General features: G+C 40.6%; 14 protein-coding genes and 5 pseudogenes. 12 read left to right on the forward strand and 7 right to left on the reverse strand.

The features are described 5' to 3' along the window. Positions 1-445 precede the first annotated feature (445 nt). The 4 genes and pseudogenes from NYR89_RS00420 to sppA form a co-directional block, all read right to left on the reverse strand. On the reverse strand, positions 446-1,726 hold the full coding sequence (locus NYR89_RS00420) for an NAD(P)/FAD-dependent oxidoreductase (RefSeq protein WP_279446679.1): 1,281 nt from the start codon (positions 1,724-1,726) through the stop codon (positions 446-448). A 109-nt stretch (positions 1,727-1,835) separates the two neighbouring features. After that, positions 1,836-2,354, reverse strand: a complete 519-nt coding sequence (locus NYR89_RS00425) for a SprT family zinc-dependent metalloprotease (protein WP_279445876.1) — start codon at positions 2,352-2,354, stop codon at positions 1,836-1,838. Continuing rightward, positions 2,355-3,124, reverse strand: a pseudogene (locus NYR89_RS00430) (ribonuclease T2 family protein). A 120-nt stretch (positions 3,125-3,244) separates the two neighbouring features. Then, a complete protein-coding gene (gene sppA / locus NYR89_RS00435) occupies positions 3,245-5,101 on the reverse strand; it encodes a signal peptide peptidase SppA (protein ID WP_279445877.1) in 1,857 nt (618 codons plus the stop codon). Between the two features lie 113 nt (positions 5,102-5,214). On the opposite strand from sppA, the pseudogene NYR89_RS00440 reads away from it, so the two are divergent. Together NYR89_RS00440 and NYR89_RS00445 are read left to right on the forward strand one after the other, a co-directional pair. Continuing rightward, positions 5,215-5,777: pseudogene (locus NYR89_RS00440) on the forward strand (NAD(P)H nitroreductase). Between the two features lie 26 nt (positions 5,778-5,803). Beyond that, entirely contained in the window at positions 5,804-6,625 is an 822-nt protein-coding gene (locus NYR89_RS00445; protein WP_279445878.1) for an SDR family NAD(P)-dependent oxidoreductase, read from the forward strand. 148 nt (positions 6,626-6,773) lie between these two features. Here NYR89_RS00445 and NYR89_RS00450 read toward each other — a convergent pair. The 3 genes and pseudogenes from NYR89_RS00450 to NYR89_RS00460 form a co-directional block, all read right to left on the reverse strand. Then, positions 6,774-8,925: pseudogene (locus NYR89_RS00450) on the reverse strand (heavy metal translocating P-type ATPase). Between the two features lie 105 nt (positions 8,926-9,030). Next, positions 9,031-9,231 carry a heavy-metal-associated domain-containing protein gene (locus tag NYR89_RS00455; RefSeq protein WP_279445879.1) on the reverse strand — a complete coding sequence of 67 codons (201 nt, stop codon included), beginning with the start codon at positions 9,229-9,231 and terminating at the stop codon, positions 9,031-9,033. A 17-nt stretch (positions 9,232-9,248) separates the two neighbouring features. Then, positions 9,249-9,701 carry a DUF411 domain-containing protein gene (locus NYR89_RS00460; protein WP_279445880.1) on the reverse strand — a complete coding sequence of 151 codons (453 nt, stop codon included), beginning with the start codon at positions 9,699-9,701 and terminating at the stop codon, positions 9,249-9,251. 85 nt (positions 9,702-9,786) lie between these two features. Between NYR89_RS00460 and NYR89_RS00465 the strand changes: the two genes are divergently transcribed. The 10 genes and pseudogenes from NYR89_RS00465 to NYR89_RS00510 all read left to right on the forward strand — a co-directional run bounded on the left by NYR89_RS00465 (position 9,787) and on the right by NYR89_RS00510 (position 20,591). Beyond that, a complete protein-coding gene (locus NYR89_RS00465; protein ID WP_279445881.1) occupies positions 9,787-10,170 on the forward strand; it encodes a Cu(I)-responsive transcriptional regulator in 384 nt (127 codons plus the stop codon). Positions 10,171-10,356: 186 nt separating this feature from the next. Continuing rightward, positions 10,357-11,342, forward strand: a pseudogene (pstS, locus tag NYR89_RS00470) (phosphate ABC transporter substrate-binding protein PstS). Between the two features lie 163 nt (positions 11,343-11,505). Beyond that, positions 11,506-12,459: a phosphate ABC transporter permease subunit PstC gene (gene pstC, locus NYR89_RS00475; protein WP_279445882.1), complete on the forward strand. Its 954-nt coding sequence runs from the start codon at positions 11,506-11,508 to the stop codon at positions 12,457-12,459. Further along, positions 12,459-13,308: pseudogene (pstA, locus tag NYR89_RS00480) on the forward strand (phosphate ABC transporter permease PstA). Before pstC ends, pstA begins: the two are co-directional and overlap by 1 nt. Positions 13,309-13,317: 9 nt before the next feature. Further along, complete coding sequence (pstB, locus tag NYR89_RS00485) at positions 13,318-14,097, forward strand: phosphate ABC transporter ATP-binding protein PstB (RefSeq protein WP_279445883.1); 780 nt, start codon at positions 13,318-13,320, stop codon at positions 14,095-14,097. A gap of 105 nt (positions 14,098-14,202) precedes the next feature. Continuing rightward, a complete protein-coding gene (phoB, locus tag NYR89_RS00490) occupies positions 14,203-14,895 on the forward strand; it encodes a phosphate regulon transcriptional regulator PhoB (RefSeq protein WP_279445884.1) in 693 nt (230 codons plus the stop codon). Continuing rightward, the gene (gene phoR, locus NYR89_RS00495) at positions 14,892-16,181 is read left to right on the forward strand and encodes a phosphate regulon sensor histidine kinase PhoR (protein WP_279445885.1); all 1,290 of its coding nucleotides are present in this window, start codon (positions 14,892-14,894) and stop codon (positions 16,179-16,181) included. Before phoB ends, phoR begins: the two co-directional genes overlap by 4 nt. Before the next feature lie 76 nt (positions 16,182-16,257). After that, complete coding sequence (gene parE / locus NYR89_RS00500; protein WP_279445886.1) at positions 16,258-18,171, forward strand: DNA topoisomerase IV subunit B; 1,914 nt, start codon at positions 16,258-16,260, stop codon at positions 18,169-18,171. 186 nt (positions 18,172-18,357) lie between these two features. Further along, entirely contained in the window at positions 18,358-19,995 is a 1,638-nt protein-coding gene (gene pyrG, locus NYR89_RS00505) for a glutamine hydrolyzing CTP synthase (RefSeq protein ID WP_279445887.1), read from the forward strand. Between the two features lie 89 nt (positions 19,996-20,084). After that, positions 20,085-20,591 (forward strand): DUF2301 domain-containing membrane protein, encoded by a 507-nt coding sequence (locus NYR89_RS00510; RefSeq protein WP_279445888.1) that lies wholly within the window; start codon positions 20,085-20,087, stop codon positions 20,589-20,591. The last annotated feature ends 27 nt before the right edge of the window (positions 20,592-20,618 follow it).

The raw sequence follows: 20,618 nt of genomic DNA on the forward strand, positions 1-20,618 counted from the left end.
TTACTTTTTTGCTAAATACTTCAACAAACTGTTTATCTCCCATAAAGGGAGGGTATTAAATATAGATTAAATGAAACGACGGAACAAACTGATTACACTGAATAAAATTTCCGAGTAATCGGTGTTTTTCGTGGTTACTTTTTTGCTAAATACTTCAACAAACTGTTTATCTCCCATAAAGGGAGGGTATTAAATATAGATTAAATGAAACGACGGAACAAACTGATTACACTGAATAAAATTTCCGAGTAATCGGTGTTTTTCGTGGTTACTTTTTTGCTAAATACTTCAACAAACTGTTTATCTCCCATAAAGGGAGGGTATTAAATATAGATTAAATGAAACGACGGAACACACTGATTACACCGAATAAATTTCCGAGTAGTCCGTGTGTTCCGTGGTTAATTTTTGCAAAATTTTACGGAAATATAACCGCTTGTTTTGCCTAGTGTAACTTCATTGACGGTCTGAGGAAGCGGTTAATTTGACCGACTAATAAAATCAGACCGGTTTTTACCCAGCCGTGTAAAGCGACTTGGTGCATACGGTATAACGAGAGGTAAGCAAGGCGTGCTATTTTACCTTCGATAAACATATCGCCGCTCATTAAGTTGCCCATCAAGTTACCGACCGTACCGAAGTGAGAGAACGAAAGTAGAGAGCCTTTATCATTGAATTTAAACGGTTTTTGTTCTTTACCTTCAAGTACCGCCACAATGTTTTTACCGCATTGTGTCGCCATTTGGTGTGCGGCTTGTGCACGTGGCGGAATCGCTTTGCCATCTTGGATAAGCGATGCACAGTCACCGATAACATATACCGAGTCATCTACCGTTGTTTGTAAGGTATCTTTGATTTCAATTTGGTTTAGACGGTTTGTTTCAAAGCCGAATTCTTTTACAAAATCAGGCGCTTTAACACCGGCGACCCAAACCATTAAGTTAGCTTCAATTTTGTCCCCGTCTTTGGTGATTAAGCCATCTTCTACTGCTTCGGTAATCATGGTATTTAAGCGAACGTCCACACCAGCTTTACGCAATTCAGCGAGGGCTGAAGCCGATACTTTTTCGGTTAATGCAGGAATTAAGCGAGAGCCAGCTTCAACTAAGGTGACTTTTAGACTCGCTCGATTCAATTTACCAAAGCCGTATGAGTTTAAGTGTTTTACCGCATTATAAAGTTCTGCAGAAAGCTCAATACCGGTTGCACCACCACCGACGATCGCAATTTTTACATCTTGATCTTCACTGTGAGAGAACTGTAGGAATAATTCCATCATACGTTTTTGGAATTGCTTCGCCTGTTCCGAACCGTCTAAGAAAATACAGTTTTCCGCCACACCTTTTGTATTGAAATCATTCGATTTACTACCGATAGCAATTACTAATTTATCGTAAGTAATATGACGTTCTTCGACTAGCAGTTGATTTTGTTCGTTATAAATCGGTGCAAGTGTCACTTCTTTTTTATCACGATTTACTGCAGTGAGCGTGCCTTGTTGAAATTCAAAAGCGTGATTTTTAGCATGCGCACGGTAACTCAGTGCATCAGTGCCTTCGTCTAAAGAACCGGTTGCTACTTCGTGTAGTAGTGGCTTCCAAAGATGAGTTGTATTGCGATCGATAAGAATAACTTTTGCTTTATTCTTACTGCCTAATTTATTGCCTAGGTAGGTAGCAAGCTCTAAACCGCCAGCACCTCCACCGACAACGACGATGGTTTCCATTGTCATAAAATGCTCCAAATGATAATAAATTAATAATATTTAAAATTGAGCTAATTTTAGGCACTTATGGAATAAAGTCCAGTCCCTTTTAACGTTATTTTAACGCTTGTTACAAATTGTCGTTAAATATAAGGACTTGTTTACACTGCTTACAGAGGTAACGGCGACCATCTCGTACGATGGCATTATGACGACGTAAAGAAAGTAGATGCGTTTGACAACCGCATTGATAGGAAAATTGTTTGCCGACCACATTTTGTGTATCAAAACAATGGTAGGTTTCCGCCGGTACACCGAAAACGTGTTCCATCATCATTTTCCACTCTTTACCGTGTGGTTGAACTCGCCCGAATTGTTGATAAACCAAAGCGTGAGCAAGTTCATGCGGAACAACCTGCTGAATAAAAGATTGCCCGTTTTCCACCAATAAAACAGGATTGAAGCGAATTTCGTTACGTTGCAGATAAGCAACGCCGGCTTTTACACCACGCACGGCATAGCTGACCGTCGGTGGTGTAAAAGTTTTATTGAAGTGAGTATTAGCTTGCTCCAAATTGCGTTTTAGCTGACGCTGAACCTGCATTTTGAGCTGACGCATGAGAGCGGGATTTGCAACTGATTCCGTCATTTATTTCGGGCAGTCCATTGGTTGCCATTGTTTATCGTAGCAAACGTAGAGTTCGGTTTTGCTTGCACCTAAATAAACGCCGCGTAGCTGTGGATTATGTTTACGCATCCATTGGAATAAATCATTGCGGCGTAAATTTTTTGCCGGTAGTTTCAGGCTGTGAAACAACTCTTTTTGTTTGGCAAAATAGCTTTCCGCACTATCGAAAGCACAGCTACCGTGTTTTTCCCATTCGCCTTGTAATAATGCGGACCCGGTGATTCTGGTAGATATTGCTCAATAATTTTTGTGGAAACTTCCGGTAAATCACCTTGGCAATAGCGAGGATGATCATCAACCGAACGTGCTTTAGCATTTTGTGGCCATAAACCGTGAATCACCCAGCCGAAGTTCTGACTGCCGGCGCACTGATAAGCTAAACGTTGCGGTACATCACCTTGGTTTTTATTGCGTTGTGATTCACAAAAAGCCGGTGACCAAGAAAGTGCTAACATATAGTAATCAACTGGTGCTTGCTTATTTTGCCCGATTTTATCTTCATCCATTTTGGAATCATAATTCATCGCAAGTGCCGCTTGAGTTGCTGAAGCAGATTGTGCCTGCGGTGCTTTTGCAATCGGTGTATCGGTTTCCGTTGCGTAGTCGTTTTGTTGCCGCTGTGGCTGTGGTTGTTTAACTGGTTCTGACTTATTACTTTGATTGCCGAAAAAATAAGAGATTGTCGCAATAATCAGTAATACGGCTAATTTTATAAGATGTTTTTGGTTCATATTGGAGAGATTTGAATCATAAGAAAGGGCGTTACTATAAACAAAAAAGAGAAGTGAGGAAAGAAAAAATAAGCGGTTAGATTTGCGAAAAAATTTGCAAATTTAACCGCTTGTAACAAGCTATTTTATTGTGCCACAGCTAAGGCAATATAAATAGGTGTGTTTAGGATCATTGAATTTTTGTAGCAATTCTAATGATTGTTGAGCTTGAGAGGCAATCGGTAAGCCTAATAATGAACCGAATTGTAATTTCAAGTTCGAGCCATTTAAGAATGAACCTAGCAAGCTATCATCGCTGTCAATAAACCATTGTGCTCTAAAGTGCTCGATTGCGGCTTCGCCTTTCTCTTTACGTTGTTGATTGACTAATTCGGTGATAACCTCATAAGCGGTGTCAAAATCGCCTAATTGATCAACTAAACCGTGTTTTAACGCATCTTCACCCGACCAAACTTGCCCTTGTGCAATTTTATCCACATCTGGTTTAGGCATTTTACGTCCACGGCTGACCAGTTCTAGGAATCGGTCATAGCCGTTTTCAATGCTGATTTGAATCACCTCCGCTTGTTCTTTCGGCAACGTTTTTAACGGGCTAGAAGAAGCAAATGGTGAAAGTGAAATACCGTCTTCGGTGACACCTAAATTTTTAGCGGTTTTTTCAAAGCTGGTGGCTAAGCCGAAAATTCCGATTGAACCGGTAATGGTAGTCGGGCTGGCGATAATTTTATCGCTGGTCGCCGAAATCCAATAACCGCCTGAAGCCGCCATACCGCCCATTGATGTCACAACCGGTTTACCGGCAAGTTGAATCGCTTCTAATTCTTGGCGAATAATTTCCGAAGCCATTGCGCCGCCGCCGGGGCTATTGACACGTAAAATCACACCATCAACACTTTTATCTTCACGAGCCTTACGTAGCAGTTTAACAATCGTATCGCTACCTGCTGAACTTTGATCACTTTCACCGGAAATGATTTGCCCTTCGACATTGATAATTGCAATTTTATGTGTGGCGGAAACATCAAAGCGATCATTAAGTTCCTGAGCATAATCGAAGTAATCGATTTGGTTATAGTTACCCTCTTTATCTTTACCGAATAGTTTGACTAATTCCTGTTGAATTTCAGCATTAGTTGCAATTTCGGTCACGAGTTTTTGGCTTAACGCATATTGGGCATCATCGCCTTTTAGTTGACGATATTTAGCGATATAGGTTTGACTGTCCGGTAATACCTGTTCAATCGGAATATTTCGATTGTGAGCAATGTCTTTGCGGATATTATTCCATACCGAATTTAGCCACAGTTGTGCATTTTGTTTTGCTTCCTCTGACATATCATCACGGATAAAGGGTTCTACTGCTGATTTGTATGTACCAACACGGAAAATATGTGGCACGGCTTCGATTTTATCGAGTAAGGTTTTGAAATAGATATTGCTATAACTGAGCGAGTGAATATCGATAAAACCGGCTTTATTCAGATAGATTTTATCGGCAAAACTAGCTAAATAATATTGTGATTGGCTATATTGTTCGCCAATCGCAATCACCGGTTTTCCGGATTGTTTAAAGGTTTTAATTTGAGAACCGATAAATTTTAGTGAAGCACTATCGCCACCTTGGAAATAGCCTAAATCTAGCACTAATCCGGTAATTCGTTCATCTTTCATTGCCTTATTAATGGCACGGGCAACATCAAAAGTAGAAATTTTAATTGGCTCGCCATTACCTAACTCAGATTGAACCAAACGATGTAAATCACTGTATTCATCGTGGTTATCGGCTAAATATCCGTCTAAATTAAGGGTTAACGCCCCTTTTTCGATAAATTGTACGGTTTTTTGAGTTTTAGATTCTTGCTGGATTAAAGCGGTAATCGCAAAGCATACCAGTACAAAAATGATAAAAAATAGGCTTAATACCAATTCTCGAATACAACGAAAAATCTGATAAAGCCCTTTGAAAATTTTTAACATATTAGTCCTAATTAAAGTAAAAATTTTATGGCGTAAAACTACCATAAAATGGGCTTAGACTTAATAAAATATGTTATTCTTAACACAATTTTTTAGATAAATTGCAATAAATTATGGATATTTTAGATTTCTTACAACGTCGTCGTTCAAATAAAAAATTTGGTGAAATAGCCCCGAATGCAGAACAATTGGAAAATATTATCAAAGCGGCATTACGTGCACCGGATCACGGCAAAATGAAGCCTTATCATTTTGTGGTGATCGAAAAAAGCGGAATGTCAAAATTGCATCAATGTTTAGTTGCTGCCACGCTGAGTTTAATATGGACGAAAAAAATACGGCAAAAGCAGATAAACTGGCTAATCAAGCACCAATGATAATTGGTGTGGTGGCAAAAATTGATCACGAATCGCCTAAAGTACCGGCGTGGGAGCAAATCGTGACAGCCGGTTGTGCGACTTATGCGATGCAATTAGCCGCAAATGCACAAGGTTTTGAAACGGTTTGGATCAGCAAAAAATGGGTGGAGGGATCGCTATTACGTGAAACCTTCGGTTGCTGTGCCGGTGATAAAGTGATCGGTCTATTGTTAGTCGGATCTCCGAAAGAAGATGACGGTATTTCGCTAGCTAAAGAAGCGGAAGCGACAGAAGGTTTTGTGAGCGTGATTCGTTAATAGTGGCGAAACATATCGAGGAAAGTATGAAAACGATTCTAATCACCGGTTGTTCTTCCGGTATCGGTTATGCCACCGCTAAATTGTTGAAAAAAAACGGCTGGCGAGTGATCGCCAGTTGCAGAAAACAGGTGGATATTGACCGCTTGCGAGCGGAAGGCTTTGAATGTATTCAGCTTGATGTGCAAGATTCGGCACAAATAGCGGAAGCGTTTGAATATATAAAAGCGAACGGTGGCTTAGATGCAGTATTCTGCAATGCAGGGCAAGGGCAACCGGGCTGTGTGGAAGATTTACCGCGTGAAGCATTACGTGAGTTATTTGAAATCAATGTATTTGGCGTGTGGGAAGTGATGAATCATGCACTTAAAATTTTCCGAGCGCAGAATCACGGACGTATTTTATTGACCAGTAGTATTTTAGGCTTTGCCGCAATGCACTTTCGAGGGGCTTATAATGCCTCTAAATTTGCAGTAGAAGGCATGGCGGATACGTTACGTCACGAATTACACGGCTCGAATATTTATGTTAGTTTGATTGAGCCGGGCCCGATTTTAAGCGATTTTCGTTCAAATTCTTTGGATAAACTCACCAAATATATTGATGTGGAAAATACCGCTAAAACCGCATTTAACCAAAAACAATATCAGCGTTTGGCAACTAAAAAGAATGATAATCCGTTTGCTAAACCGGCATCAGCCGTGGCGGAAGCCTGTCTAAAAGCCTTAAGTGATAGTAAACCGAAAGCTCGCTATCAAGTCACATTTCCAACTAAATTGTTTTGGTGGCTAAGACGTATTTTACCGACTACATGGTTTGATTTTGTGTGCCGTAAGTCCGGTGGCTAGTAACATAATAAAACCATGGAATACACGGATTACACTGAAAAGCCTAGTACGGCAGAGTCGTACTAGGTTAAGCATAATTCAGCCCTGCTAGGGCTGGAAGTTAGAGCAAATATAGATCCACATATGGCTTTGTGCATGGGGGAACTAGCTACTTCAACAATCTCTGACTATTCAGTACTACGGTGATAGAAGACATTGTCATCGCAACGGCGGCGATCATTGGGTTGAGTAGCCAGCCGGTAAACGGGTAAAGCACGCCAGCGACAAGCGGAATAGCAATCACGTTATACATAAAGGCACCGAGCAAACTTTGCTTCATATTACGTAATACCTGTTTGGCAAACGGCAGAATTTGTAGAACTGGTGCTAAGCCGTGTTGCATTAGCGAAAGATCGGCGGTTTCGACCGCAATATCCGAACCGTTGTGCATTGCGATCCCCACATTAGCCTGAGCAAGAGCCGGTGCATCGTTAATCCCGTCCCCAATCATTGCTACTTTCTTGCTTTGAGCTTGTAATTCACGAATTTTATCCGCTTTTTGTTCCGGTAAAACTTCTGCGATCACGCCGTCTAAACCGAGTTGTTGTGCAAAATATTCAGCAGTTGATTGGCGGTCACCGGTCAGCATTAAGCATTGATAACCTTCCGCTTTAAATTTTTCGATCATCGCTTTGGATTCATTACGTAATTGATCTTCCACCGATAAAATACCGGCTAATTGATCATTTACCGCTACAAAAATTTTGGTAGCTCGAGAAGCGGTTAAATTTCCGGAAAAATTAACAAATTTCGCATTACCGACCTTGATTTGATCTTCGCCTAAGTTGGCAATAATCCCTGCACCTTTGACCACTTGCACATTAGTCACTTCACAGGCGGTCTGATTTTCAGCAAATTTTACAACCGCTTTAGCAATTGGGTGAGAGGCGTGGACTTCTAAACTTTTTGCAAGCTGTAGTACACGATTCGGCTCAAAACCATTAAAGGTTTGGATATCCGAAACCGTCATTTCACCGGTAGTGAGTGTGCCGGTTTTATCGAACACCAGTGTGTCGATTTCGGAGCCAGCTTGTAGAGCTTCGATATTACGTACTAACACACCAAATTCGGCGGCACGAGCCACACCGGCAATGGTAGAAAGTGGAATTGCTAAGCCGAGCGCACAAGGGCAAGCGATAATTAACACGGTGGTAAAAATAGAGAGTGCAAACGAAAAGTCTTTGCCTAAAAATAACCAAATTAAACCGCTTATCAACGCAATCGAAACTACAACCGGTACAAAAACACTGGCAACTTTATCGACAAACTGTGCGAGCGGCGGTTTACTTGATTGCGCGTGGCGTACAGCATTGATCACTCGGGCAAGAGCGGTTTGGCTACCGACTTGTTCGGCAATATAGATGCCTGCACCGTCTTGAATCAGCGTTCCGGCACGCACTTTATCGCCGACCTTTTTCTCAATCGGTAACGCTTCGCCGGTCAGCATTGATTCATCCACCCAAATTGAACCGCTTTCTAATCTGCCGTCCACCGCAAGGCGGTCGCCGGTGAGTGCTTGCACACGCATTTCCGGTTTGATGCCTTTTACCGGAATCGTTTGAGTTGCATTATGTTGATCAAAAATGACCGCTTGTTGCGGAGCGAGATCGAGTAATTTTTCTAAAGCGAGTGAGGAACGCTGTTTCGCTTTTAATTCAAGAAATTTGCCAAGATTTATAAAGCCGATAATCATCACGCTGGCTTCATAGTAAACGTGTGCTTGCGGTTGGGGGAAAAGTGTTAGCCAAAATGAGTAGAGCCAAGCGACACCGGTACTGAGAGCGACTAAAGTGTCCATGGTGGATGCTTTATTTTTTAAGCTGATCCACGCACCGACAAAGAAATCTTTACCGGCAAAATACATGGTAAATAAACTGACGGTCATGGTGATAAACCAATAAATTAAATTGGTTGAATTTGGGAGCATACCGATAACCAACCCCAATGCCACCAAACCGAAACCGACAATTAAGGCGACTACAAATTGCCATTTTTTATGGCTTAAGATGCGCTTGCGTTTGCACTTGTTGTTTGGCTCGACGTTCTTGTTCACTTTCTAAAATTTCCGCACCGAAACCGATTTTTTCGACCGCTTGTACCATCGCTTGCGGATCCGCTTCGCCCTGTACAAATGCAGTTTGATCGGCAAGATTGACCGAAGCAAAAGTGACACCTTCCACTTTCATCAAGATTTTTTCAACCCGACGTACGCAAGCGGCACAGTGCATTCCGTCAATTAAAAGTTGTTGTTCTTTAGCCATATCTTTTCTTTCCGGTAAGTTTAACCACGGAATGGTAGTTTTATATTTTTTGTTCCCCTCTTTACTAAAGAGGGGATTTTCTTTGAATATCAATAATTATAAGGATTAAATAACTTCCGCTTCAAAACCAATATCATCAACAGCGGCAATAAGAACTTCTGCGTTAGCAGAACCTTCTACAATCGCTTGTTGTGGTTCTAAAGTTACGGTCGCTTTGGTTACACCTTCTACGGCATTAAGCGCTTTTTCCACGCTTTTTACGCAGTTTCCGCAATGTAAGCCGTCAAGTTTGAGTGTAATTGACATTTTGTTTCTCCTAATGATTAGTTGTATGAATTGAAAATCGTAGTTGTGCCGTCTTTTTTGAGTAACAGCACATTATATTTATCTTTATGACCCATATGTTTCGGCTGATCCATACCCGGCGAACCAAGCGGCATTTCCGGTACGATTAAACCTACCGCATCAGCCGGTTTTTCTTTGAGTAAACGTTCAATATCCTGTGCCGGCACGTGGCCTTCAATCAGATAACCGTCCACCATTGCACTATGACAGGCTTGTAATTTCGGCTGTAATTGCAATTTGCTATGTACATGGTGATTACCAGTATCATTTGCGGTGACGTTAAAACCGTGCTGTTTTAAATGATCAATCCAAAAGTTACAGCAACCGCAAGTCGGACTCTTCCATACTTCAATATTATTGACTGCATAAGCAAAAGAAGAAGTTGCAAACATTGCACAAAGTGAAACGGTTTTTAACAGATGAAATTTCATAGTTACCTCATAAAAAAGAATGACGAATACTGAATTTCTTTATATGCTAATCCTTAACCCTAGGTTAAAGTCAAGAGGTAACAGAATGAATATCAGTCAAGCGACCAAGCATACCGAATTATCGGCAAAACAAATTCGTGATTATGAAAAAGCGGGTTTATTGCCGCAAGCCACTCGTTCAAGTAGCGGCTATCGAGTTTATTCGGCGGATTTGGAACGTTTACACTTTATCAGTAATGCACGTAAGGTTGGATTTTCTTTAGTGCAGATCAGCGAATTATTAAAACTAAATGATGATCCGCATCGTACCAGCCGCGAAGTAAAGAAACTTACCGAGCAACATATTGAAGAACTTCAGCAGAAAATTGCTGATTTACAACAAATGCTGACATTATTAAAAAGTTGGAGTAAGTCTTGCTGTGGCAATGATAGCCCGGAATGCTCGATATTAAGCGGTCTAAAACGCTAAATTTTTTGCAAATTGCTAGTTTTATTTATTTTTAAATTGTCATCAAACCGTCATATTGTTTTTTTAGAATGCACATAGACCAAATAATCTGTTCTAAACAGCTATTCAAACATCTACGAGGAGAGCAATATGTTATTGGTAAAAGCGGCGAAAAAATGTGTAGTGATTGGGCTTTCATTAGGCGTAATGGCATCAAGTTATGCGGAAACGATTACCGGTGCTGGCGCTTCATTCCCCTATCCTATTTATGCGAAATGGGCTTCACTTTATGAAAAAGAAACGGGCAATAAAGTAAATTATCAATCTATCGGTTCCGGTGGCGGTCAGCAACAAATCATTGCAAAAACGATTGACTTCGGTGCATCGGACGACCCGATGAAAGCGGAATTATTGGAGCAACATAAATTATTACAATTCCCGGCGATTATCGGCGGTACGGTTCCGGTAGTGAACTTACCGGAATTTAAAGCCGGCGAGTTAAAATTATCCGGTACGGTATTAGCAGATATTTTCCTTGGTAAAATTACCAAATGGAATGACCCAGCGATTAAAGCGTTAAATGAATCGTTAAATTTACCGGAGAAAAACATTATTGTGGTACGCCGTTCGGATGGTTCGGGTACAACATTCGGTTGGACCAACTATTTATCGAAAGTATCACCGGAATGGAAAGCAAAAGTTGGCGAAGGTAAATCGGTTAAATGGCCGACTGGTCACGGCGGTAAAGGCAATGAAGGCGTTGCCGCTTATGTGAAACAATTGAAGTATTCTATCGGTTATGTCGAATATGCTTATGCAAAACAAAATAATTTAGCTTGGGCTTCATTGCAAAATTTGGCAGGGAAATTCGTACAACCGTCCCGTGACAGCTTTATGGCGGTACTGCAAATGCACAGTGGGATAAAGCGAAAGGTATGGGCATTATGCTGACTAATGAAAGTGGCGAAAATTCGTGGCCAGTTACCGCGGCAAGTTTTATCTTGATTCATCAGCAAGCGGATAACCCGACCGCAACCAAAGCAGTATTTGATTTCTTTGATTGGGCATTTGAAAAAGGTAAAAATGCGGCATCAGAGTTAGACTACGTACCGTTACCGGATGAAGTGGTTGCGAAAATCAAACAAAAATGGCAAAACGAAGTAAAAGATAAAGACGGTAAAGCGGTTCGCTAATCGTTAAATAATCTAATAGGCGGTTGAATTTGAAGTGTTTTTTGCAAACATTGGATTCGACCGCTTTATTTTTTATTTAGGTTATCTATGACAAGGTTGTCATAAAACTGTCATATTCTTTTTTTAAAATAAGCACCAAGATAAAGACATTGGAGTTTATTTTATGCCAAATCTTAATAAACCGACCTGCTTAAATCATCCTTTAATTGAAGGTTTATTTAGGCATACAACGCAATTTTTTGCGTGGCTTGTATTTGCGATGTTGGTCGCGATTTTAATCTCATTGATTATTGGCAGTTGGGAATCGTTAACCCGTTTCGGATTCAGCTTTTTATGGACCAATGATTGGGATCCGAACAATGATAGTTATGGTGCAATTGTTCCGGTTATCGGCACTTTAATTTCTGCATTTATCGCTTTACTTATCGCCGTGCCGATTTCTTTCGGGATTGCTGTATTTTTAACCGAGCTTGCACCGGAATGGCTAAAGCGTCCGATTAGCGTTGCGGTTGAAATGCTAGTCGCTATTCCTTCCATTATCTACGGTATGTGGGGCTTATTTGTCTTCGTACCACTTTTCCAAGAACATATCCAACCGATTTTAATTGAAGTGCTAGGCGATTTGCCATTGGTTGGTGTACTGTTTTCCGGCGCACCGTTCGGCATCGGCTTATTTACCGCTGGGCTTGTGTTGGCAATTATGATTATTCCTTATATCGCTTCAATGATGCGAGAAGTATTTGGTGTAGTACCACCAATGTTAAAAGAAAGTGCATACGGTTTGGGGTCGACTACTTGGGAAGTGGTTTGGAAAATTATTTTGCCTTACACCAAAGCTGGTGTGGTCGGCAGTATGATGTTAGGGCTAGGGCGTGCATTGGGTGAAACCATGGCGGTTACGTTTGTGATTGGTAACGCATTTAACCTACCTGACTCATTATTCTCTCCATCTGCTTCGATTGCCTCTGCGATTGCGAATGAATTTAATGAAGCGACCGGCTTACAAAAATCGGCATTAATGGAATTAGGCTTAATCTTATTCTTAATTACTACGGTGGTACTCAGTATTTCTCGTTTAATGATTTTAAGAATGAGCAAAAAAGAGGGAAATAAATAATGCATCGTAATAAAAATGGGCGTTTTTACCGCCGTAAATGTGTCAACAAAGTAATGCTCACCGTCTCTTTCTTTGCGGTTGGATTCGGGCTGTTTTGGCTAGGCTGGATTTTATTTACTTTAATTCAAAAAGGAATTCCGGAACTTTCATTGACCCTGTTTACCTTACCGACTCCGGCACCAAATGAAGTAGGCGGTTTAAGTAATGCGATTATCGGCTCATTAATGATGTTGTTGTTCGGCACACTAATCGGCACGCCAATTGGCATTTTAGCTGGGACTTACTTAGCCGAATACGGACGTTACAGTAAATTGGCGAAAGTCACACGCTTTTTGAATGACATTTTACTTTCAGCACCATCAATTATTATCGGGTTGTTTATCTATGCGATTTATGTATCGCACGTGAAACACTATTCAGGCTGGGCGGGTTCTTTTGCTTTAGCATTGTTAGTGATTCCAGTGGTGGTACGTACCACCGACAGTATGTTAAATCTGATTCCAAATAACTTGCGTGAAGCGGCGGTGGCATTAGGTTGTCCGCAATGGCGAATGATTACCATGGTTTGTTATAAAGCGACGTTCGGGGATTATTACCGGTGTGTTACTTGCCGTTGCCCGTATTTCGGGAGAAACCGCACCGCTTCTATTTACCGCACTTTCAAATCAATTTAGCTCGTGGGATATGAATGGACCAATGGCAAACTTACCGGTGGTGATTTATCAATATGCGGCGAGTCCGTTCCAAGATTGGAATAACCTTGCTTGGGCAGGTGCGACATTAATTACTGGGTTTGTGCTATGCCTTAATATTTTGACCCGTATCTTTTTTAATCAAAAACAACGATAAGGAAATGCAATGAGTAACGAATTAATTTCACTACCAGATACCAAAATTGCGATTAATCATTTAGATTTTTTCTATGGCGATTTCCACGCTTTAAAAAACATTAATTTACGCATTGCGAAAAATAAAGTGACGGCTTTTATCGGCCCTTCCGGCTGTGGTAAATCGACTTTATTACGAACTTTAAACCGAATGTTCGAACAATATCCGAATCAAAAAGCACAAGGGGAAATCTTGTTTGAAGGTGAAAATTTGCTAACCACTGAAACCGATATTGCCTTAATTCGAGCTAGAATCGGTATGGTGTTCCAAAAACCGACACCGTTCCCAATGTCGATTTATGACAATGTGGCATTTGGTATCCGTTTATTTGAAAAATTACCGAAATCGGAATTAAATGATCGTGTAGAATGGGCATTAACTAAAGCGGCGTTATGGAACGAAGTAAAAAACAAATTACATCAAAGTGGCGACAGTTTATCCGGCGGTCAGCAACAACGTTTGTGCATTGCCCGTGGTATTGCGGTCAAACCGGAAGTTTTGTTGTTAGATGAACCTTGCTCGGCACTTGATCCGATCTCCACCATGAAAATTGAAGAATTGATTTGTGAATTAAAACACGATTACACGGTGGCGATTGTGACCCACAATATGCAACAGGCGGCACGCTGTTCGGATTATACCGCTTATATGTATTTAGGTGAGTTAGTCGAGTTTGGCGAAACCAAGCACATCTTTGATAAACCGAAATTCCAGCGTACCGAAGATTATATCCGAGGTCGAATGGGTTAAATTTAGCTTGAATTGAGCTAGGCAAGCGGTTAATTTCTGCTGAAATTTTGCAAATTTTTTGTCAAATTTGACCGCTTATTCATAGCAAAAGGTTAGGAGCAGAAGATGAATGAGAAAATTCTGATTGTCGAAGATGAAAGAGCGATTCGAGAGATGATCGCCTTGTTTTTACTACAACAAAATTATCAGGTAATTGAAGCGGAAGACTATCAGAGTGCAGTAAAAAAATTAGATGAAAAACCAAAACTGATTTTGCTGGATTGGATGTTGCCGGGGCGTTCCGGTATCCAGTTTATTCAATATCTCAAAAAGTCGGACGACACTGCTCAAATTCCTATCTTAATGCTCACCGCACGTAGCTCGGAAGATGATTGCATTACTTGCCTTAATACTGGTGCGGACGATTATGTCACCAAACCGTTTTCTCCTAAAGTGTTGATCGCTCGCATCGAAGCCTTACTTAGACGTACTTATCAAAATAATGATGTGATTAATCTTGATGATCTGATTTTAGACCAAAATGCTAAACGGGTTACCTTCCAGAAAAAAGAGATTAGTTTAAGCAGTACCGAATATAAATTATTACACTTCTTTATGACCCACCCGGAAAAAGTTTATAGTCGAGAACAATTATTGGATTTTGTGTGGGGCAATGATATTTATGTGGAAGACAGAACGGTCGATTCTTATATTCGCCGTTTAAGAAAAAGTTTAGAGCCTTATGGCTTTGAACGTTATGTGCAAACGGTGCGAGGCTCTGGCTATCGTTTTTCCAATCACTTTCAGGATCATCAATGAGAATCCATTTTTTCTGTAAAAATTTTATAGTCGAAACCCTATTAGCATTAGGCATCGCCTATTTTTGTAGCTTATTTGCTTGGGATTTTGTGACTTGGGCAATAACGTTATTGGTTATGTTATTGGGCTGGCATAATTATAATGAACACCGCTTATTAAATTTAATTGATCCGAACCGTAAACGAAGCCGTAAGGTGCTAACCACGTGGGAACACGTGTCACAAACGGTCGCTTTTTATCAAAGACGTAACAGACGGGAAAAAGTGAAAACCTTACGTCTGCTTTCTAAATTAAATAAAAATATTCAATATTTACCGGACGGTATCATCATTTGTAATCATCTTGGCGATATTATTTGGTGTAATAATGCTTCTCAGGAAATTTTGAGTTTTTACTGGAATAAGAAAGTCGAAAAAAGCGTGTTTAATGTGATTTTTTATGAGGAATTTAAGAAGTATTTTCATAAAAATAAGAAAAAAAGACCGCTTGTTCTGATGACGACCGATGAGCGTTATATCGAATTTCATATAAATGACTACGATAGCGAGAGCTATTTAATTATTGCTCGCGATGTAACACAAGTTATTCGTTTATTACATTCCAGACAGACGTTTTTGAATAATATGAATCACGAATTGCGTACGCCACTGACCGTATTGAGAGGTTATTTGGAATTACTGGAAGCCCAAGCTGAAACCGAATTACAGCAAAAAAGCATTCAGACAATGCAATCCCAAGCTAAACGTATGGGAAATTTGTTGGATCAGCTGAATTTATTGGCAAAAATTGAAACCTCTTCCAGTAAAGAACATTACGTGGTTGAAATGTCATCAATGATTTTAGCCTTGCAGAAAAATGCGGATTTTTTGAATCAAAGTAAGCAACAAATCATTTTCAATATTACTCCGAATATTACTGTGTTGGGCGATGAAAACCAGCTACAAAGTGCGGTTTCCAACTTAATTTATAATGCGGTCAAACACGCTGGTGATGGTGCGACGATTGAAGTAAATTGGCATTGGTGTAATGAAGGAGCGGAATTTAGTGTTACAGATAATGGTGTCGGCATCGAGGAAACACACTTACCGCATTTAACCGAGCGTTTTTATCGAGTGGACGAATCACGCAGTAATCAAACTGGTGGCGCTGACTTAGGTTTAGCGATTGTTAAATATGCGTTGGAGCAAGACGGCTCTCAATTACAGGTAAAAAGTGAATTTGGTAAAGGCAGTCGGTTTAGTTTTCTTATTAAAAAATCTCTGCTTGGTGAAACAAAAAATCACTAGAACAGCATTTTTTACTCAACAAATGAGGCATTTGCCAGTAAAATGCCTGTTTTTATGTCCATAAAGAGAGCCAGTCATGTCTGATAAACGCTACGGTGCTGATGAAATTACCGTTTTAAAAGATCTTGAACCCGTCCAACTTCGTCCCGGAATGTACACCGACACCACACGTCCGAACCATTTAGGGCAGGAAGTTATCGATAATAGTGTCGATGAAGCGTTATCCGGCTACGCCTCTCAAATTGATGTGATTCTCCATGCGGATAATTCGTTGGAAGTGATTGATAACGGCCGAGGAATGCCGGTTGATATTCACTCTACCGAAAAAATTTCCGGCGTGGAATTAATTCTCACAAAGCTACACGCAGGCGGTAAGTTTTCCAATAAAAACTATACGTTCTCAGGCGGTTTACACGGGGTGGGGATCTCAGTAGTAAACGCTCTCTCACAGCGTGTAGAAATCAAAATTAAACGTAACGGTGAAATTTATACGATTGCCTTTGAAAATGGGGTAAAAGTTGAAGAGTTGACTGTCATTGGCAGTTGCCCGAAAAAACAAACTGGTACTACCGTTCGTTTCTATCCAAATCCAAAATATTTTGATTCGCCGAGATTTTCGGTCAGCCGTTTACGCCACTTATTACGTGCCAAAGCGGTACTTTGCCCGAAATTAACCATCAACTTTGTTGACTATATCAATAACAATAGCGAAACGTGGTATTACGAAGACGGTTTATCCGACTATTTAAGCGAGGCATTAAAAGAGTTTGAATGTTTGCCAAATCCGCCGTTTATTGGCGATGTCTCCGCTGAAACCGAAGCGGTAAGTTGGGCGTTAACGTGGTTGCCGGAAGGGGGCGAGTTATTAGCTGAAAGTTATGTTAACTTAATTCCGACCGCACAAGGCGGTACGCACGTAAACGGTTTACGTAACGGCTTATTAAAAGCAATGGTGGAGTTTTGTGAAATACATAATTTATTGCCGAAGAGTGTCAAATTAACTGCGGATGACGTGTGGAATCGTTGTGCTTATGTGCTTTCGTTAAAAATTCAAGAACCGCAATTTGCAGGGCAAACTAAAGAACGCCTTTCCTCTCGTCAGGCTTCCAGTTATGTGGATAGTACGATTAAAGATGCGTTCAGTTTATGGCTCAATCAAAACGTACAAACCGGTAAATTGATTGCTGAAATGGCGATTTCCTCGGCACAAAGTCGTTTGCGTGCGGCGAAAAAAGTGGTGCGTAAAAAATTAGTGAGCGGTCCGGCGTTGCCGGGTAAATTAGCCGATTGTACTTCTCAAGATTTAAGTCGTACCGAACTGTTCTTAGTGGAAGGGGATTCTGCAGGCGGTTCTGCAAAACAAGCACGTGATAAAGATTATCAAGCGATTTTGCCGTTACGAGGCAAAATTCTGAATACCTGGGAAGTGTCTTCCGATCAAGTGCTGGCTTCTCAAGAAGTTCACGATATTGCGGTAGCACTTGGGATCGATCCGGACAATGATAATTTAGATGAATTGCGTTACGGTAAGGTATGTATTCTTGCCGATGCGGATTCGGACGGTTTACATATTGCGACTTTATTATGTGCATTATTCTTGCGTCATTTCCCGAATTTAGTCAAAAATGGTCACGTTTATGTGGCAATGCCACCGCTTTATCGGATTGATATCGGTAAAGACGAAGTACATTACGCCCTTGATGAAGCGGAAAAAGAAGCGATTTTAGCTCGCCTAGCTAAGAAAAAAGGTAAACCGAACGTACAGCGTTTTAAAGGTTTAGGCGAGATGAACCCAAGCCAATTACGTGAAACAACAATGGATCCGAGTACGCGTCGTTTAGTGCAACTGACATTGGATGAGTTGGATACAACCGAAGAAAACGAGCCGAATACCTTTGAAATTATGGATATGTTACTGGCGAAGAAACGTGCGGAAGACCGTAAGCAATGGCTACAAAATCGTGGCGATGAAGCGGAATTAAGCGTTTAATTCATTATAAAAGTAAGCGGTCGAATGTTTGTTGCAAATCATATATAAAATTTGACCGCTTGTTGATTTTTCCGATAGCACAAAAATACCTTTTACTGTATACTACGCTCCCGTCCTGATAGTTTTATTTTACTATCCATTCCGAATTTTCTTATCTATTTAACTGATTATCAAAGGCAGATCAAAATGGCAACGAATTATATTTTCGTGACGGGCGGTGTTGTTTCATCTTTAGGCAAAGGTATTGTCAGCGCATCTCTCGCATCAATTCTCGAAGCTCGTGGTTTAAATGTAACCATTATGAAGCTGGATCCTTATATCAACGTTGACCCGGGTACAATGAGCCCAACGCAACACGGTGAAGTTTTCGTCACGCAAGACGGCGCGGAAACTGACTTAGACTTAGGTCACTATGAGCGTTTTATCCGTTCTAAAATGAGCAAAGCGAATAACTTTACCAGCGGTAAAATTTACTCTGAAGTATTACGCAAAGAACGTCGCGGCGATTATTTAGGTGCGACAATCCAAGTGATTCCGCATATCACCAATGAAATTAAAGAACGTGTGATCGAAGGCGGTAAAGGTCGTGATGTGGTTATCGTGGAAGTCGGCGGTACAGTAGGCGATATCGAATCGTTACCGTTCTTAGAAGCGTTACGTCAGCTAGCGGTGGATGTCGGTCGTGAAAAAACGTTATTTATGCACTTAACTTTAGTGCCGTATATTCCGACTGCGGGTGAAGTGAAAACTAAACCGACTCAACACTCAGTGAAAGAATTACTTTCAATCGGTATTCAACCGGACGTGTTAATTTGTCGTTCGGATCGAGCGATTCCAAGCAACGAGCGTAAAAAAATCGCATTATTCTGTAATGTACCGGAACGTGCGGTTATTTCATTAAAAGACGTGGATTCGATTTACCGTATTCCTGAATTACTTAAATCACAAGGCTTAGATAGCTTCGTTTGCGATCGTTTTCGTTTAGATTGTCCGGAAGCGGATTTAAGCGAATGGGAACAAGTACTTTATCGCCAAGCTAACCCAACCGGTGAAGTGACCATCGGTATGGTGGGTAAATATGTTGAATTACCGGATGCGTATAAATCAGTAAACGAAGCGTTAAAACACGCCGGTTTAACCAATCGCTTAACGGTAAATATCAAGTATATTGATTCACAAGATATTGAAACTAAAGGTGTTGAATTACTCCATGGCTTAGATGCGATTTTAGTGCCGGGAGGTTTCGGTTACCGTGGTGTGGAAGGTAAAATCCGTACTGCACAATATGCACGTGAGAACAAAATTCCTTATTTAGGTATTTGTTTAGGTATGCAGATCGCATTAATCGAATATGCACGTAACGTAGCAGGTTTAACCCAAGCAAATTCATCTGAGTTTGATAAAGATTGCCCACAACCGGTAGTTGGCTTGATTACCGAATGGCAAGATGAGTCAGGTAATGTGGAAACACGCTCTGACGATTCGGATTTAGGCGGTACAATGCGTTTAGGTGCGCAACAATGCCACTTAATCGAAGGTACTAAAGCACGTGAAGTTTATGGTGCGGAAACCATTGTTGAGCGCCATCGTCACCGTTATGAAGTTAACAATACTTTATTACCACAAATCGAAGCGGCAGGCTTAAAAGTGAGTGGCTTATCGGCAGACCGTAAATTAGTGGAAATTATTGAAGTGCCGAATCACCCATGGTTTGTGGCGGCACAATTCCATCCGGAATTTACTTCAACACCACGTGATGGTCATCCGTTATTTGCCGGTTTCGTAAAAGCGGCGAAAGACTATCAAGATAGTCACAAAGCGTAAGCTGTAAGGCTTTTCTTTATCAAGCGGTCAATTTCTTGCAAAATTTTGCGAAAAATTGACCGCTTGTTATTTATAAAAAGGAGTAAAAAATGGCTGATCCACATATTCAATCACCTATGGATTTTTGGGATTATCTAACTGTTATTATTTATCGTCTAGGCTTTGTGGTAGCAAGTATGATGGTGTTACTGTTACCCTATCAAACTGAACTGGCTTCATCCGGTTTATTTATTGCCGGAGCGATGCTAGCCTCTTCACTTCATCTTTATTTAAAGCAATTTCGTTTTATTTTTCAATTTGTTGCATGGATAGGCTTACTTTGCCAAATCTTTGGTTTTCCAATGCTTGCATTGGGAGCGATGCTATTAGTGATTGGTGGTTTGAGTTATAAAGAATATTTTTGTTTTAGGGTATTCGGCTTAAATTTTCAACCGCTTCTCGTAGCGGTACTTTGGTTGGCATTATTGTTGGAGCAGGTATTATTATACCAAGTGGTTAGTACGATAAGCGGAGTATTATTAGTGGTACTTAGTATTCAAAAATGGCGAATGCCGTTACATTTTGATATTGGCGATAAGACTAAGTTTCAGATTTAAGTAATAAAAAAACGGCATTTAAGCCGT

Origin of the sequence: Actinobacillus arthritidis (genome assembly GCF_029774155.1) — a bacterium.
GTDB lineage: Bacteria > Pseudomonadota > Gammaproteobacteria > Enterobacterales > Pasteurellaceae > Actinobacillus > Actinobacillus arthritidis.